Genomic DNA, 16215 nt, shown 5'->3' with positions numbered 1-16215 from the left:
ATCAGAGGGCCAACACGACTCAAACAATTACGAGACAGACCACCAGCCAAGGCAATTCAACCCCCGTCCCGACCGAAAGACCACCACCCTGAAATCCCCCTGAAACACCGGTAAACCAGACGCTTTACCCAATAAAACCCGGCGGTTTGTCCATTCCGTAGCCGCAGACCTCTCATATAATTTCGAGTAGAGACGGCAGGAGCGAAGAAGCCCTGCACACTCGATTGGCAACGAAGGAGGCTGCGATGTTGGATCTGCGACGTGGCATTGGCACCCATCAGCCCCGTGTGATCTCACTGGGACAGGTTTGGGTAGACATCATGATGAATGTGGACGAGGTGCCCCCGGAAGGCGGGTTCGCGGTGGCGGACCACCCCAAGCCCTCGATCGGCGGCAGCTACCGCGTGCTCGAGGCGGTCAGCCGCATGGGCGTCGAGGCGGAACATGCCGGCATCCTCGGCAACGGCCTGTGGGCCCACTTCATCCGCCAGTCCTTCCAGGACAATGGCATCACGCACATCGGCCAGGACCGTTTGGACGAGGATTCCGGATTCCGCGTGGTACTCCGGTCGGAATCTGGCAAGAGCGACTCGGCCATCAAGACGTTCATCGCCTCGTACGGGGCCGAGGCGCACGGCGACGCCAGCACGTTCGCCATGCTGGAGCCGCAGGAGCACGATGTGGTGCACATCAGCGGCAACACGATGATGGACCACACCGCCACCGGCGTGGACGGCTTCCTGCTCAGGGCCGGCACCGATCCCGCCACGCGCGACTACACGCTGGTGATCAACCCCACCAATACACTGCGTCTCGTCAACGACCACATGCTCGAGGATCTGGTGCTCGCGCGGCCGATCTGGTCCTGCAACCGTCAGGAGGCGATGACGCTGGCGGAACGCCTCGGCGCTCCAATCGACGACAGCAAGGTGACCATCGGCGGCGGACTGGACGATTTCATGCATCAGCTGTGCGACGGCCTGGGCTCCACGCTCAGGGCCCCGCTGGTGGTGCGCGTCGGCTCGCGCGGCGCCTGGGTGCGCGAACCCGGCGGCGAAACCATGCATCTCGAGGGATTCCCCACCAAGTCGGTGCACACCCGCTCGGCCGGCAGTTGCCACACCGGCGTGATGTGCGCCATGCTGGCCGAGGGGCGCGGGCTCGCCGAAGCGGTCAAGGTGGCCAATGCCGCCACGTCCGTCGCCATCGCGCGCAGCGTCAACGGCATCCCCCAGTGCCCCGACTACGACGAGGCCGTGGAGCTGCTCAAGTAAGCCTCGGCATCAGCCCCGGCATTGTTCATATTCCGTTCAACTGAAACGGCGTATAACCCATATCCTCCGCTTTTACGATTGATTGCAGTCGTATATAGCGAGGAGCATACCTATATGAGCGCTGCCAGCATCGCGCCGTCATCGGCGAATGCCAAACTGTCCGCACGCGAGAAGAAGTGGATCGTCTACGATGTGGGCAATTCCGCGTTCGTGCTGCTGTCCACCGCGGTCATCCCGATTTACGCGAAGTCGCTGATGCCCGCGGACGGCAACATCGTGTCCGCATGGGGCTATGCGCAGACCATCGCCTCGCTCGTCATCGCGCTGCTGATGCCGCTGCTTGGCTCCATCGCCGATGTGCAGGGCATGAAGATCAGGTTCTTCCTGGGCTTCTTCGGCACGGGCGTGGTGATGTGCTGCGCGATGGCGCTGCCGCTGACCTGGCTGCCCTTCCTCATCGTTTACGTGCTGGCGACCATCGGCCTCAACGGGTCGCTGACCTTCTACGATTCGATGCTCATCGACACCACCACCAACGAGCGCATGGACAAGGTGTCGTCCCACGGCTACGGATGGGGCTACGTCGGCTCCACCGTGCCGTTCATCCTGTGCATCGCCCTCATCTTCGGCGGCCCTGCGGTGTTCGGCTGGTCCACGACGGCCTGCACGAGGGCCGCGTTCGTCATCACCGCGATCTGGTGGGTGGCGTTCACGATACCGCTGCTCACCAGCTACAAGCAGGTCCACTTCCGCGCCACCCGCGAGCACACGCGTGAGGCGGTGGCCGGTACGTTCACCGAGCTGGGCTCCACGTTCGGCAAGATCGTGAAGAACAAGCCGCTATGGATGTTCATGATCGCGTTCTTCTTCTACATCGACGCAGTGAACACCGTGATCTCCATGAGCACGTCGTACGGCACCGAGCTCGGCATCGATTCGACGCAGCTCGTGGTGGCACTGCTGGTCACGCAGTTCGTGGCGTTCCCGTGCGCGATCATCTACGGCCGTCTGGCCGGCCGCTTCGGATGCAAGCCGATGATCATGGCGGCCGTGGTGGCGTACATGGGCATCGTGTTCTTCGCCACGTTCTTCCTGAAGTCCGCAGTCGAATTCTGGATTCTCGCCATCCTCGTGGGTATGTTCCAGGGCGGCATCCAGGCGCTGTCCCGCTCCTACTACGGCAAGATCATCCCCAAGGACCACGCCAACGAGTACTACGGCTTCTACGATATCTTCGGCAAGACCGCCTCGATTCTGGGCACCTTCCTGGTAGCGACCACCACGAGCCTGACCGGCAACGCCTCGATCGGTGTACTTTCCATCGCCATCCTGCTGGTCGTGGCGCTGGTGTTCCTCACGCTGCAGAAGGACCCGACGCGGCAGGGCGCCGCGGCCTGATCGTTCGGCTCATCACATCATCGGCAGGCGCATCATCGTGGACAAGACAACGAACCATCAATCGGACGAACAATCTCAATCAGCGGAACCGGCAGAACAGGATTCGGCGCAACGCAATCCGGACGACCGCTCCTTGACGGATTCGCCGGAGCGCGGCATGGACGATTTCGAACGGCGCAAGCTCAACGTGCTGGTCGTCAGCGAATCGTCGCTGGCACAGACCAACGGCGTCTCCGGCAGCGTCATGCGCATCCTCGACCGATTCGCCGAGCGCGGGTTCGAGGCCCGCGTAATCGCCCCGCAGCCGGCACCGAAAGGCGGCACGTACGCGGGGTTCGCGGTGGACGAAGTGCCGACCGTGGCGATTCAGAAGTTCAACGTCGCCATTTCGCCGAAGACCCCGATCATCCAATCCATCGAAAATGGCCCGAAACCGGATGTGATCCATGTGGCCGCGCCGATCTCCAAGCTCGGACATGCGGCCCTGATCGCCGGCGAGGAGCTTGGCGTGCCGACCGTGGCGATCTACCAGACCGACGTGGCGCAATATGCGCGCCGTTTCGCCCGAGAGGCGATCGACGGCGTGACCGATGGCGTCGCGCCGCACCACACCGGCTGGCTGCGCAAGGTGAGCAAGGCGGCCGGCGAGAAGGCGGAGGACATCGTGGCCAAGCGCATCGCGCAGATGCACAACATGGCCACGCTCACCCTGGCTCCCACCAATCAGGCCCGGCAGAGGCTGGAATCATTCGGAGTGGACCCGTCGCTGATCCAGCTCTGGGGGCGCGGCGTGAATTCCGCACTGTTCAATCCCGCGCGCACCGGCACGGCGCATGTGCGCGAGCTGCATCGCGAGTGGAGCCACGACGGCGCCATGCCGGTCATCGGTTATGTGGGACGGCTCGCCCCCGAAAAGCAGGTGGAGCAGCTGGTGGCTCTGGACGGCCTCGACGTGCAGCTGGTGGTGGTCGGCGGCGGGCCGATGGCGGAGGAACTGCACGAGCGCCTGCCCCACGCGGTGTTCACCGGCATGCTGCACGGCGACGATCTCGCCGATGCCTACGCCGCGCTGGACGTGTTCGTGCACACCGGCAACGAGGAGACGTTCGGTCAGACCATACAGGAGGCGATGGCGAGCGGTCTGCCCGTCATCGCGCCGGCCAGCGGCGGCCCGATCGATCTGGTCGATAGCAATGTGACCGGTCTGCTGTATCACCCCAACGATGAGAATGACCTGCGCGCCTGCGTGGCGCGGCTCGTCGAGGACGCGCCGTTGCGCCGGCTCATGGGCACCAACGGACTCGCCGCCGTGCAGGGCCGGACCTGGCCGATGATGGTCGATCGGCTCATCGATTACTACCGGCTGGCCTTGGATCTTAACCTCGCACGTCGCGCCTGAGTCCTGAGTCCTGAGTCCTGAGTCCTGGACTCTGGCTCTGGACCCTGAACCCAAACTGAACACAGTCCCATCCGCCGCCGGCCCGCGCGTATACTGTTCTGGGCGCGGCGGAGCGGCACTGCATCCGAATCCGATCTGCCCTCCCGCGTGCCAGTCATGGCAAAACCACGTCAAAGAGAGCAGTATGAGTCAGACCGAACCCGATGCGGCCGCACAGTCGCAGCCGCATATTTCCGACACGATGACGGGGACTCCGGCATCAGCCAACGCGCCAGCCGGCGCATCAATCGATGAGCCAGCCAACGTACCGGCCGATGCATCGTCAAGCGACGCCGCCTCTGGCGGGAACACGAACACCAAGCACGCGCTGCACACCAACCTCAAGCGCGGCATGGAATCACGGCATCTGCAGATGATTTCGCTCGGCGGCGTGATCGGCACCGGTCTGTTCCTGAGCTCCGGCTACACCATCCAACAGGCGGGCCCGATCGGCACGATCCTCGCCTACGCCATCGGCGCGGTCATCGTGTATCTCGTGATGCTCACGCTCGGCGAGCTGTCGGTGGCGATGCCGGTGACCGGCTCGTTCCATGTGTACGCGGAGAAGTTCATCGGCCCCGGCACCGGTTTCGTCATCGCGATCCAGTACTGGCTGACGTGGACCGTGGCGCTGGGATCGGAGTTCACGGCCGCGGGGCTGCTCATGCAGCGATGGTTTCCGCAAACGCCCACATGGGCATGGTCGGCGGCGTGCATCATCCTCATCTTCACGTTGAATGCGCTGTCGGTGCGGTTCTTCGCCGAAGCCGAGTTCTGGTTCGCGTCGATCAAGGTGTTCGCCATCTGCGCGTTCATCGCCATCGGCTTGCTCGCGATCTTCGGCGTGATCCCGATGAAGGGGTACACGCATGCGCCGATGTTCGGCAACCTCACCAAGGACGGCATCTTCCCGAACGGATTCATGCCGGTGTTCGCCACAATCCTGACCGTGAACTTCGCGTTCTCCGGCACCGAGCTCATCGGCGTGACGGCCGGCGAGACGCGCGACCCGGAAACCGCCGTGCCGAAGGCCATCCACACCACGCTGTGGCGTCTGGTGCTGTTCTTCATCGGCTCGATCGTGGTGATGTGCGCACTGATTCCGTGGCGTCAGGCCGGCGTGGGAGAAAGCCCGTTCGTGCTGGTGTTCAGCTCCATCGGCATCCCGTACGCGGCGGACATCATGAACTTCGTGGTGCTGACGGCCGTGCTGTCCGCCTCGAATTCGGGCCTGTACGCCTCCACGCGCATGGTGTGGTCGATGGGGCACGAGGGCATGATTCCGCGGTGGTTCGCCAAGACGACCCGTCACGGTGTGCCGTTGCTGGCCCTGTGCGCCGCGATGGCGGGCGGATTGCTGGCCCTGCTGTCGTCGGTGATCGCAGCCTCCACCGTGTATCTGGTGCTTGTGGCGCTGTCCGGACTGTCGGCCGTGGTGGTGTGGATTGCCATCGCCTACTGCCAGATCGTGTTCCGCAAGCGCTGGATCGCCTCGGGGCACACGGTTGCGGAGCTGAAGTACAGCACTCCCGGATACCCGTACACGTCGTGGGGCGCGTTCATCCTGTGCACCGCGTCGTTCCTGCTGGTCTTCTTCGACAAGGAGCAGCGGTTCGCGCTCGGCGCCGAACTGGTGTTCATCGTGCTGTGCTACGGCGCGTATTTCGTGCAGCGGTGGTGGCGGAAGCGCCATCCCCGTGAGGAGGATGAGCCGCTGCGCTTGCCATGACGGCGGGTGTACCGCGGATACCGGTTGCCCGCCGGCCGCTTTGCCGGGTTCCCACCGGGCTGTTTGCCGGGTTCTTAACGGTTCGCTTTGCCGAATTCTCACCGGTTCACTGTCGGTTCTCGACATACCACTGTCGGTTCTCGACATACCACTGTCGGTTCTCGACATACCACTGTCGGTTCTCGACATACCACTGTCGGTTCTCGACATACCACTGTCGGTTCTCGACATACCACTGTCGGTTCTCGACGCTTGACTGTCGGATTTCGTACGTATTTTGTATGAGACCCGACAGTCAAGCGTCGAGACCCGACAGCCAAGTGTTGAAATCCGACAGCGAACCGTCGAGAACCGACAGGGAACGCACCTGACGCACCTGACGCAGCAGACGGGACGCACAGCACACGGCAGACGGGGACGCACCACACGCACCACACGCACCGGACACACCAGACGGGACGCACAGCAGACGCGCCAGACGGGGACGCAGCAGACGGGACGCACAGCACACGGACCAGACGGTGAGAATGGGTCCGCTCATGGTTCGTTTTGCAATTGTCTGAGCGGCATCCCCTTCCTTCGCCGAGCTGGCAGCGAAGCCGACCGGAGAAGGTACAGCAGCTGAAATCCGTAATTATCAGCGAGACAGGTTCGCAAACACCGAGGCAGTCACGCAAACAGCCGATGGCGCAATGAAGCGGCATCGGTGAAGCGTATGCCTGTGAGGCCGGCGGCGGTCCCGGCCTCGGCGTTCCACGGCTTGTCGTCCACGAAGGCCGTACGGGCCGGTTCCACGCCGAATCGCGCAATGGCCCGGCGGAAGATCTCAGGGTCCGGCTTGTGAATGCGTTCGGCGCTGGAGACGACCACATCCTTCAGAACGCCGAGCGCCGGGAACAGTTCACGCGCCGCATCGACGTATTTGACCGTGAAGTTCGTCAGTCCCCAGCAGCGCACACCGGCCGCGTCCAGATCATGCAGGAGCTCCGGCATGCCGGGCAGCATGCCGACGAGCGCCATCCGCTGACGCTCGAAGTACAGTCGGAATGCCCGCAACGCCGCGGCATCGGCCTTCACAACGTCTGATGGGGAGGCTGACGAGGAGGATGAACCTGACAGGGAATCCGCGAAGTCCAAGAGGTCCGGCAAACCATGCTGCGCGGCATAATCGCGCAACACCCGCTCCTCGCTCCAGCCCAGATCGGACAGTTCGTCGTAGTGCCAGAAACCATACGGGTCGTCTCGGTCGAACAGCCGGTCCATCACCGAGTCCTGCACCTGCCCCACCAGCGGCACACGCGGCTCCCAGTCGACCAGCACATCGCAGAAATCGAAAATCACATCGGAATAACGGGCAGACGCAACCATAGGCACCATCCTAAGCCCGTCCGCCCGCCGGCAAGGAGCTGATGGCACTATGGCGAGACGGGCGCATCGGGCCGACGCGACGATGGCGATTCCTAGTGGTCTGTTTCTTAAATAATTGAGGACTTCAGCTTTTTCTCTCACCCAGTCAGCGTCGCCGACAGTCCCTCGTCAGAGAGGGCCAATACCACTCAACCAATTGCGAGACAGACCACTAACACATGCTCGTATCTCGCCGTAAGTTCGTTCATTAGGTTTGGCTCCGTTAAACCAATTTTGACATACATGGAGAGCCAGGTTGGGTTGCTTCCCCTGAGAAAGCAACCCAACCTAATATGCCACGTCAGAACTTCGTTTATTAATTCCCTGCCCCTCAGACCCGCTTCGCGGGCCAGTTCCCCCAACAAGGAGAGCCAATAATACATTCAACGAATTAATGGCGCAGCATATTAAACATGAACGGATTAATCCATGTCAATTCTGGTTTAACAGAGCCTTAGGTTTTGCCCTCCCCTGTCAGGAGAGCCGGCCGCGAAGCGGGGCTGAGGGGCAGCCAATTCGTCAACAGATTTCTGGCGCGGGACGCTCGACCCCGTTTTTGGGCACCGCTCCGCTCATCCCACCGCACATCCCACCGGCCCGCGCGAGACGCACGCGGGCAACACGGATAAACTGGAGACGGATGAAACGGTCAGCAAGCTAGGGGGCCTTATGACCAATCGCATCACCGCATGCCGGTTCGGCGTCATCATGTTGCGGATATTCTGGTGGACCACGCTCGCAGCCACCATCGGTCTGATACTGTCTCTCGTCACCATGCTCGCCTACGGGTGGCCGGCTGCGTGGGGCGAGGCATGGCCGGTGTGGGCCGCCGCGCTGGCGGGCGTGATGCTCATCGAATCGATCATTTTCTGGATCGGCATCATCACCGTGTACGTCACATCCGTGCAGCTGGGACTCAAAATCCGGGTTATCGGCATCCTGTGCGGATGGATTCCGATTGCGAACCTCATCGCGCTCAACCTCATCATCCGCACGGTCGGCGAGGAGGTGCGATTCGAGACGGCAAAGGAGCGACTGGACCGGTCTCGCGCGGGCGCACGCATCTGCGCCACACGCTACCCCGTGTTGCTGGTGCATGGCGTCTTCTTCCGCGACACACAGGCACTCAACTATTGGGGCCGCGTTCCCGCCGAACTGCAACGCAACGGCGCGACAATCTATTACGGCGAGCATCAGTCCGCAGCATCGGTGCCGGACGCCGCGCGAGAGCTGACCGCGCGCATCCGGCACATCGTCGAAACGACCGGCTGTGGCAAAGTGAACGTCATCGCGCACTCCAAGGGCGGGCTGGACATGCGTTATGCCATCGCCCGTTGCGGCGCGGCGCCTTATGTGGCCTCGCTGACCACCATCAACACGCCGCATCGCGGCTGCGGGTTCGCCGATTACCTGCTGACCAACATTCCAGCCAGCGCGCAGTCCAAGGTGGCGGCCACCTACAACGCGGCCGCCTCCCGGCTCGGTGACGCGCACCCTGACTTCATGGCTGCGGTTCACGACCTGACCCAGGCAGGTTGCGCACGGCTCAACGCCGAAATCGGCGATTGGGACCAGTTGAACGGGCGCTGGCAACGGGAATCAGCGGGCAGTGCGCTTGGAACGACGGCGGGCAGTGTATCAGGCAGGACAACGGGCGGCGCGCCAATCGTGACGGCAGGTGGTGTGCCGGGCGGGACAGCAGGCGGCGTATCGGCCCAGAACACCAGCGATGCGCCCGCCGAGCCGTCTCCGATTGCCGTGAACGAGCACCTCAGCCAAGCCTCCGGCCCGTGGGCTGTCCCTTCCGGCGCGGTAAGCCAGTCGCGGCAATCGTATCCCCGCGCAGGCATGACTGCCACACCCGCTTCCCCGGCGAGCCCAGTCCCCCGCACCAGCCCATTCGCCGGCATCGTGTGCCAAAGCGTCGGCTCGAAACTCGCCCATGCCACCACCGGCAAGTTCCCGCTCAACTTCACCTACCCGTTGGTCAAATGGTTCGACGGGCCGAATGACGGACTTGTCGCGCAGCCGTCATTCCCGTGGGGAGAACGGTTCACCTGGCTGGAGCCGAACGGCGTACGCGGCATATCGCATGCCGATATGATCGATCTCAACCGCGAGAACATCCCCGGATTCGACGTGCGCGAGTTCTATGTGCAAATCGTCGCCGCGCTCAAGCAACGCGGATTGTAGGTTCCGACGCACCGACACCGCGGCCAGTGTCCTGCGCTAAAAATTCGTTGAATATATTTTTGGCTCCCCTTGTTAGGACGTTGCCGCGAAGCAACCAGCGGAGTGTTTGTAGGCAACGTCCGAGACGACAGGCGAGCCAGCAGAACACGCGCGAAGCACGTCCTCAATCCGCAGGACGAGCTGGCCCGCGAAGCGGGTCTGAGGGGATAGAGAATTCGTTAACGAATTATTGACGCGGAATGCCAGACCCTAGGCCTCCCTCACGATAAGTGGCTTCGTATGGGACAAACTTAAGTTACCCGTTCTGGATTCACCGGAGGTGGAGGGCAGACCAAATTCAGCGCAACATTCCGCAGTTCGATCCCGAAGTCCGAAGCCGAAAACAAAAATCCCGCCGAACTTGGCGGGAGAATGAAGGGTGGGCGATGTAGGAATCGAACCTACGACCCCTTCGGTGTGAACGAAGTGCGCTAGCCGCTGCGCCAATCGCCCGATAAGCCAAGGACCAGCAGCTAGCCACCGCCCCTCGAGTGGGCGATACAAGATTCGAACTTGTGACCCCTTCCGTGTCAGGGAAGTGCGCTACCTCTGCGCCAACCGCCCGGGTCAGTCATCCGGCCGAATCCGACGGCCTTCCGAGAGCGGACAACGGGACTCGAACCCGCGGTCTCAACCTTGGCAAGGTTGCGCTTTACCAACTAAGCTATGTCCGCATGTGCTTTGCAACAAGCAACAGGTGAATAAGATACGCGCTTTTCGAGGAAAATGCATCTTCCCGCGTGTCTCGGCGGAATTCCGCGGTTTTCGCCCAGTCATCATTTCGGCACAACCACCCCGACAGGCACGACTTTCCCGCCATGGCATCCGCGGTTATTCACAAGTCCTCTACAATTCCGGCTCGGGCAAATCCCACATCGCACCAATCACATCCTGCACCTCGCTGCGATTCAACCCCTGCCGGCGCGCGGCGGACACCAGCACCTGAACCGCAGCCAGCACCTCGCAAGGTGCCTGCTCACGTTCGGCGACGCGCGAAGGACGCCCCGGACTCGTCACAATCAGCCCCTGTGATTCAAGCTCCCCGTACGCCCGGCGAACCGTGCCCGGCGCCACGCCCAGATCACCCGCCAGACCTCGAATCGACGGCATCTCGGCTCCGGCCGGCAACTCGCCGGCGCGAATCAGCCCGGTGAAGTGCGCCACGATGCCGGTCGATCCGTCAATATCCGAGCCCATTGCGGACGTCATGTATGCGATTGCGCTAATATCTGTAGCAGTCATTGCGGTCGCCCCCTCCACGGGCTCGGCCCCGCAGCCATTTCCATGCGCCGAGCCGAGACCGATTCCCGTCATCATTCTGTATCAATCAAAAGATACAGCACTAACTGTACGCCGCCGCGGAATTCCGCCAATCTTCACTCAAGGTGAAGCATGTCGGCGAGGAGACCGCACAATAATGGCGTAACGAAGGTGGTTTGTCACGGTCGTCGCGCGACCGGAACGGACCGCAACGCAATACGTATATTAAGGGGGATATCATGACCCAGCTTCTGTTCATCGTGGGCAGCCTGCACAAGAACGGCTTCAACGCCCAGCTGGCCGAGGAGGCCAAGGCCCTCATCGGCGACCGCGCCGAGGTGAAGTTCCTGAACTACACCAACGTGCCGTTCTTCAACCAGGATGAGGAGTTCCCGAACCCGCCGGCCGCCGTGACCGAGGCGCGCAAGGCCGTCACCGAGGCCGATGGCGTGTGGATCTTCTCCCCGGAGTACAACTACAGCTACCCGGGCGTGCTGAAGAACCTGCTGGACTGGCTGTCCCGTCCGCTCGAGCCGTTCCCGGCCGACCCCGTCACCGTGCTGGCCGGCAAGAAGGTCGCGCTGTCCGCCGTTGCCGGTCAGTCCGCCGGCGCCGGCACCCGCGCCAAGCTCAACGAGGTGCTGGGCTTCAACAAGGCCGAGCTGCTGCCCGAGTCCGAGCAGGTGGGCGTGGCTCTGCCGGCCGAATCCTGGGGCACCGGCAAGCTGGTCCTGTCCGACGACGACAAGGCCAAGCTTTCCGCCGAGGTTGACGCCTTCCTCAAGTTCGTCGAGGAGTGATTCCGGAGTAAACCGAATGCAATCACCAGCGGCGTTCTGACGGTGATTGCATGCAATGCACCCAATGAGTAAGTCCCTTCTGCCCTCACCGGCGGAGGGACTTACTCATTACATAGCTCTTTCGTTCTTGCTTCTATCTTGTATCCGCGTCGGCCACCTGCGAAGCAGGTTTGGGTAGGGTGCTCCCATGTTGTTGCCAACCTTGTGATGGGTTGTTGTGTCGCGTCCAGGTTGGTTTTGTGATGGGCGTGCTTCGCCTTGGCGTTGGCGGTTCGTTGCCATGGCCTGTGTCGGTTGGTTTCAGACAGCGAGGGCTTGTCCCGGTAGAGGGTACCGCTCCTGAGCATGCTGTAGATCACGTCGCAGCGGCGTAGGGTGAGACGGCGAATCCGTAGACGAACCTCCGACGCGGGGCACTGGGCCATCCGGCACATCGTCAGGAGGGTTTCTGCGTTGCAAGGGGTACATTTCCACTTCCGCGAACAGCTATCTGCGTTGTAAGGGGTACCTTGCTCCCGCTATCGAGAGTATAAGAGCCACAACCGTTACGGTATTCCGCGGTTTTGCACGGTCTTCTACTTGGGTATGTACCCCTTACAACGCAGATAGCCAACCGCACAACCGGTGTACCTACCCCTTACAACGCAAATAGGCCGACAATCGACGACTTGCCAAGCCTTGATACCACCGATTAGCCCGCCGCCAAGCGGATAATGGTGGTCATGACACAGTTGGCGCAACGGCTGATGCCACATGTGGCACACGCCACGATCGACACCCCCATCGGCAGGATGATCATGACCTCGGATGGTTCATCCCTGACCGAGTTGTGCCTCGACGACTGGTGGTGGGCGCACCCCGGCTCGACCGCCGAAGCAATCGAGCTCACCGGCATTTGCGAAAACACAACCTTGAGCGACAAGACCACCGTTCGTCCCGCGTTCTCGCGCGAACAGCAACACGAACAGCAGCATGAACAGCAACGGCATGCCGTCTCACCACTTGCGCCGAGCGAGAAACAACACCCTGCCTTACACGCCAACGCCAACGCCAACGCCAACGAGCACGATTACAACCACGACCACGACCCGCACGTTTGCAATGCAACCGACTCGCAGCATATCGAAGTGTTCAAGCAGACAAGGGAATGGCTTGCCGCGTATTTCGCCGGCGAGCGTCCGGGTCTCGCTTCGGCGCCCGCACTCAGGCCGAACGGCACTCCGTTCCAACGCGAAGTGTGGAATCTGGTCGCCGAAATCCCCTACGGCGAGACGGTGTCATACGGCGAACTCGCCGCGGAGTTGGCCGAGCGCCGTGGCGGCGGACGCATGGCCGCACAGGCCGTGGGCGGTGCGGTGAAACGCAATCCGATCACCATCATCGTGCCCTGCCATCGCGTGGTCGGCGCAGGCCGTTCCTTCGGCGGCTACGGCGGCCGGCTGGACATCAAAGCCGCCCTCCTCGAGCACGAAGGCGTCGACCTCTCCCGATTTGACCTGTAGGGCGGATGCGCGGCAGACCGAACGTCACATCCCCCATACAACGCCATTCGCCAAGTACCGCGCCAGCAACCTCACGCATTATCCAACATCATTCCGCTTCATGGCGGGAATACGCCCGGCGACGTTCGCCGAGGGAGCACCACCAGCAAGCCATGCTGGCCGAAATCGTAGAATTTTGCCGGTAAGAGGCCACGGGCCCGCGAAGGCATGCCACAGTGTAGTCATACACTCTGCAATACGACATCCGCAGCGCATGAACGGCTACCGACTGAAGCAGCCCACACGCCCCGAAGCTCTGCGGAGGAACACGAACCACAGACTCCGCCGAGATGGCCACGAATCGACAGCCAAAGGAGGGCAGCATGGCCAGCATCGCTGATTATGTGCGCACTGAGGAGCGCTCGTTTGCCGAGCTGCCGCTCAACGAGGTGGATGCGCTGATTTTCGGCACGCTGATTTACGAGGACGTGGCCCGCATCTGCCCTACGCTGGCGCTGGACGAATCCGACCCCGAATCCGCAGACGGCTCGTTCGCGTCTCGCATCCGCTCGTTCGAGCCCGAGCATCCGCTTCTCTGGCTCAGAGCGCTGTGGCACCCGATGATGGAGTCGATCAGTATTGCCGATGCCAATCAGAAGCTGCACCAATCGACCGCCAACGAGGAGAACGACAAGCCCCATGAGCCGCAAGTGGTCTCGGTCCTCGACCCGAGCCTGACCCACGCCCTGTTCCAAACATGCGCCAAGTCCCCGCGATTTGCCGGAGTGCGCCTCGGCGCCGTGGTCGAGCACGTCAATCGCGGCGAGCAGACACAGTTCGCCGCCGCGACGTTTCAGCTGCCGGATGGACGCAGCCGCCGCAATCCCACGCGCAAAGGCACACTCGTCATCTCCTTCCGCGGCACCGACGACTCGTTCATCGGCTGGAAGGAGGACTTCAACATGTCCTTCCAGTACCCGGTTCCGGCCCAGCGTGCGGCGAGCGCCTATTTGGACACGGTGGCGCGCCTGTGGGCCGGCCCCATCATCCTGACAGGCCATTCCAAAGGCGGCAATCTCGCGGTTTACGCGGCGATGAACGCCGACGCCAAGGTCCAGCGTCGCATCCAGCACGTCTATTCGCTGGACGGCCCCGGCTTCCCGCAGGAGATCGTGACCAGTCCGGCCTATCGGGCGATACAGCCGAAGGTGACGAAGATCGTGCCGAGCTCGTCGATCGTCGGCATGATTTTCGAGACGCCGGAGCCGTGCCGCGTGGTCGCGTCCGATTCCGACGGCATCATGCAGCATTCGTCGCATACCTGGCTGGTGAACGGCGACCAATTCGTCACCGAGCCGGATCTTAGCTCCAGTTCGCAGCTGTTCAACGAGCGACTCAACCAGTGGGTGGTCTCCCTGACTCCCGAACAACGCGAGCGGGCCGTGGACGCGCTGTTCCGCGTGCTGCACGCCAACGGCGCCACCCGGCTCAGCGATCTGATGGGCAATCTTCCGGCCGCGATCCCCTCCATGCTGGGCGCCTACGTGGGGCTCACACCCGAAGACCGGCGGCATCTGACCGAGGCAATGGCGATTCTGTTCAGGGCAGCCGCCACCAAGCGCAAGCCAGCGGCGACGGCCGGGACATCTGCGACTGAGCCCGCGACTTCGCCATCCGACGCGCCATCCGACGCGCCATCCGACGCGCCCGCTGCAGAACCAGCGCCCGCAACGGACGCCATCGCGTCCGCAGAAGGCCCCAACTCCAACGTGACGACGGCCGTCTCCGCACCCCGGTATGGCTCACAAGTCCCAACCCCGACCGCCCCAGACTCCCCCAACTCGACATCATCCGCAGCCTAAGCCATGGTTCCGCGCGCGGTGTACCCGCGTGTGCTGAGCGGTGGGACGGTGGAAGTCGCCAACATAGTTCCGCGCGCGGATGTACCCGCGGCGAACGTCTGCACCTGTGTACCTATCCGCACCTCGATAATCCTCCAAGCGTCCGTTTATGGTCAGGAATGTAACGCTACTGACCAGAAACGGACTCCCAGAAGGCACTCAGCGTCCGTTTATGGTCAGTAGGGAGGGAACTGCCGACCAGAAACGGACGCTCTGCGGTCGATTTGCGTCCGTTTCTGGTCAGAACCGCCAGCCTGCTGACCATAAACGGACGCAACAGGCCGGAACAACCGCATAGCCCTCCTTGCCAGCCGAAGTGACCCAAGAACTTCATCTATCATCAAATTGGTTATACTGCATAATAAAATGAGTTATTAGACAAGCTGACCACCCGCATCCGCCGGATTCACGTCATACCCACAGGCTGCACAGCAGTCAAGCGAACGGTGAAAACCGCAAGCTGATGCATACAAACCATGCGGCCCCGGCCCGTCGCGCGTGCCCGGCCTGCACCGACGACCGCCAAAGACCGAGCCCGGCCCGCAGCGCAAGAACCGCACAAGGAGGACCAATGCCACGCCCACGCCACGATTCCGAGGTCCTGCCCGCCAAGGAACGTCTCGAGAACGCCTTCTGGGAGCTCCTCGCCGACCGCGACTACCGTAAGATCACCGTCACGGATGTAGTGCGCGAGGCCGGAGTGAACCGCAATTCGTTCTACTACCACTTCTCCAGCCTTCCCGAACTGGCCGATTCCGCCATCCTGCATCAGGTGGAGTCCAGCACGGTCCAACGCCGCCCGGACCCGAACGGCGACGCCGAGGAGCAGTGGAGCGAGCGGGTCACCGCCCTGCTCTCCGACCCGGAGCAACGCCAGCGACTCGACCGTCTGGCCCTGCTCGCAGGTCCCCACAGCACGCTGGACCTGACCGAATCCCTGCGTGATTTCGCCCGACTGCAGCTCTTCAGCATGCTTCAGCTCGACCCGGAACACGTCGACCTGAAAACCGACCTCATGGTCGAATTCACCGTCGGCGGACTGCTCGCCGTGCTACGGCGCCGGCCGGAGCTCAGCGACACCATCGAGCTCAAAGACCTGCTGAAGGAGGACGTGGCCGTACTGGCCATGGGCACCTATCTGGCCATGAGCCGCGAGGACATGCTCGCCCATTGGAACCGCATCTTCGTCCACAATGCGCAAGGCCTCACCGCTCACGACACACACGTCCGCCGATGACGCCCAACAGCGCAGGCGCCGCTAGACGATACTGGTGAGGTTTCTCACAAGGCGCAAC

11 protein-coding genes, 3 tRNA genes and 1 pseudogene are annotated in these 16215 nt (G+C 62.4%); 9 read left to right on the top strand and 6 right to left on the bottom strand.

Features of this window, described 5'->3' with window-relative positions; translation table 11 throughout:
- Window positions 1-245 precede the first annotated feature (245 nt).
- The 4 genes from BMYO_RS00730 to BMYO_RS00715 all read left to right on the top strand — a co-directional run bounded on the left by BMYO_RS00730 (window position 246) and on the right by BMYO_RS00715 (window position 5839).
- A complete protein-coding gene (locus BMYO_RS00730) occupies window positions 246-1274 on the top strand; it encodes a PfkB family carbohydrate kinase (protein ID WP_094666684.1) in 1029 nt (342 codons plus the stop codon).
- Window positions 1275-1388: 114 nt separating this feature from the next.
- On the top strand, window positions 1389-2672 hold the full coding sequence (locus BMYO_RS00725; RefSeq protein ID WP_094666683.1) for an MFS transporter: 1284 nt from the start codon (window positions 1389-1391) through the stop codon (window positions 2670-2672).
- Window positions 2673-2709: 37 nt separating this feature from the next.
- On the top strand, window positions 2710-4071 hold the full coding sequence (locus BMYO_RS00720; protein WP_094666682.1) for a glycosyltransferase family 4 protein: 1362 nt from the start codon (window positions 2710-2712) through the stop codon (window positions 4069-4071).
- Window positions 4072-4312: 241 nt separating this feature from the next.
- Entirely contained in the window at window positions 4313-5839 is a 1527-nt protein-coding gene (locus BMYO_RS00715; protein WP_420807274.1) for an amino acid permease, read from the top strand.
- Window positions 5840-6134: 295 nt separating this feature from the next.
- Here the strand turns inward: BMYO_RS00715 and BMYO_RS00705 are convergent, their stop codons facing one another.
- Together BMYO_RS00705 and BMYO_RS00700 are read right to left on the bottom strand one after the other, a co-directional pair.
- Window positions 6135-6380 (bottom strand): hypothetical protein, encoded by a 246-nt coding sequence (locus tag BMYO_RS00705; RefSeq protein ID WP_094666679.1) that lies wholly within the window; start codon window positions 6378-6380, stop codon window positions 6135-6137.
- Window positions 6381-6508: 128 nt separating this feature from the next.
- On the bottom strand, window positions 6509-7207 hold the full coding sequence (locus BMYO_RS00700) for an HAD-IA family hydrolase (protein ID WP_094666678.1): 699 nt from the start codon (window positions 7205-7207) through the stop codon (window positions 6509-6511).
- Between the two features lie 708 nt (window positions 7208-7915).
- Between BMYO_RS00700 and BMYO_RS11960 the strand changes: the two genes are divergently transcribed.
- Complete coding sequence (locus tag BMYO_RS11960; RefSeq protein ID WP_233427955.1) at window positions 7916-9439, top strand: esterase/lipase family protein; 1524 nt, start codon at window positions 7916-7918, stop codon at window positions 9437-9439.
- A 419-nt stretch (window positions 9440-9858) separates the two neighbouring features.
- Here the strand turns inward: BMYO_RS11960 and BMYO_RS00690 are convergent.
- The 4 genes from BMYO_RS00690 to BMYO_RS00675 form a co-directional block, all read right to left on the bottom strand.
- Window positions 9859-9931 (bottom strand) — tRNA-Val (locus BMYO_RS00690).
- Between the two features lie 39 nt (window positions 9932-9970).
- Window positions 9971-10042, bottom strand: a tRNA-Val gene (locus BMYO_RS00685).
- A gap of 37 nt (window positions 10043-10079) precedes the next feature.
- A tRNA-Gly gene (locus BMYO_RS00680) sits at window positions 10080-10152 on the bottom strand.
- A gap of 172 nt (window positions 10153-10324) precedes the next feature.
- On the bottom strand, window positions 10325-10720 hold the full coding sequence (locus tag BMYO_RS00675; RefSeq protein ID WP_211276812.1) for a GntR family transcriptional regulator: 396 nt from the start codon (window positions 10718-10720) through the stop codon (window positions 10325-10327).
- Between the two features lie 257 nt (window positions 10721-10977).
- On the opposite strand from BMYO_RS00675, the gene BMYO_RS00670 reads away from it, so the two are divergent.
- The 4 genes and pseudogenes from BMYO_RS00670 (at window position 10978) to BMYO_RS00655 (ending at window position 16157) form a co-directional block, all read left to right on the top strand.
- Entirely contained in the window at window positions 10978-11538 is a 561-nt protein-coding gene (locus BMYO_RS00670) for an NADPH-dependent FMN reductase (protein WP_094666677.1), read from the top strand.
- 1127 nt (window positions 11539-12665) lie between these two features.
- A pseudogene (locus tag BMYO_RS00665) lies at window positions 12666-13040 on the top strand (methylated-DNA--[protein]-cysteine S-methyltransferase); the annotation flags it as partial.
- Between the two features lie 362 nt (window positions 13041-13402).
- Entirely contained in the window at window positions 13403-14881 is a 1479-nt protein-coding gene (locus BMYO_RS00660) for a DUF2974 domain-containing protein (protein ID WP_094666676.1), read from the top strand.
- A 610-nt stretch (window positions 14882-15491) separates the two neighbouring features.
- Window positions 15492-16157 (top strand): TetR/AcrR family transcriptional regulator, encoded by a 666-nt coding sequence (locus BMYO_RS00655; protein ID WP_094666675.1) that lies wholly within the window; start codon window positions 15492-15494, stop codon window positions 16155-16157.
- The last annotated feature ends 58 nt before the right edge of the window (window positions 16158-16215 follow it).

Source organism: Bifidobacterium myosotis, from assembly GCF_002259745.1.
In the GTDB taxonomy this organism is placed as follows: Bacteria; Actinomycetota; Actinomycetes; order Actinomycetales; family Bifidobacteriaceae; genus Bifidobacterium; species Bifidobacterium myosotis.
The sequence above is the reverse complement of the archived record's forward strand: the minus strand, read 5'-3'. Positions and strand labels throughout refer to the sequence as shown.

Bases quoted from the DNA above. Each gene is read 5' to 3' on its own strand.
- BMYO_RS00730 (WP_094666684.1), top strand. From the start codon at position 246: ATGTTGGATCTGCGACGTGGCATTGGCACCCATCAGCCCCGTGTGATC.
- BMYO_RS00725 (WP_094666683.1), top strand. From the start codon at position 1,389: ATGAGCGCTGCCAGCATCGCGCCGTCATCGGCGAATGCCAAACTGTCC.
- BMYO_RS00715 (WP_420807274.1), top strand. From the start codon at position 4,313: ATGACGGGGACTCCGGCATCAGCCAACGCGCCAGCCGGCGCATCAATC.
- BMYO_RS00705 (WP_094666679.1), bottom strand. From the start codon at position 6,380: ATGAGCGGACCCATTCTCACCGTCTGGTCCGTGTGCTGTGCGTCCCGT.
- BMYO_RS00700 (WP_094666678.1), bottom strand. From the start codon at position 7,207: ATGGTTGCGTCTGCCCGTTATTCCGATGTGATTTTCGATTTCTGCGAT.
- BMYO_RS11960 (WP_233427955.1), top strand. From the start codon at position 7,916: ATGACCAATCGCATCACCGCATGCCGGTTCGGCGTCATCATGTTGCGG.
- BMYO_RS00675 (WP_211276812.1), bottom strand. From the start codon at position 10,720: ATGACTGCTACAGATATTAGCGCAATCGCATACATGACGTCCGCAATG.
- BMYO_RS00670 (WP_094666677.1), top strand. From the start codon at position 10,978: ATGACCCAGCTTCTGTTCATCGTGGGCAGCCTGCACAAGAACGGCTTC.
- BMYO_RS00660 (WP_094666676.1), top strand. From the start codon at position 13,403: ATGGCCAGCATCGCTGATTATGTGCGCACTGAGGAGCGCTCGTTTGCC.
- BMYO_RS00655 (WP_094666675.1), top strand. From the start codon at position 15,492: ATGCCACGCCCACGCCACGATTCCGAGGTCCTGCCCGCCAAGGAACGT.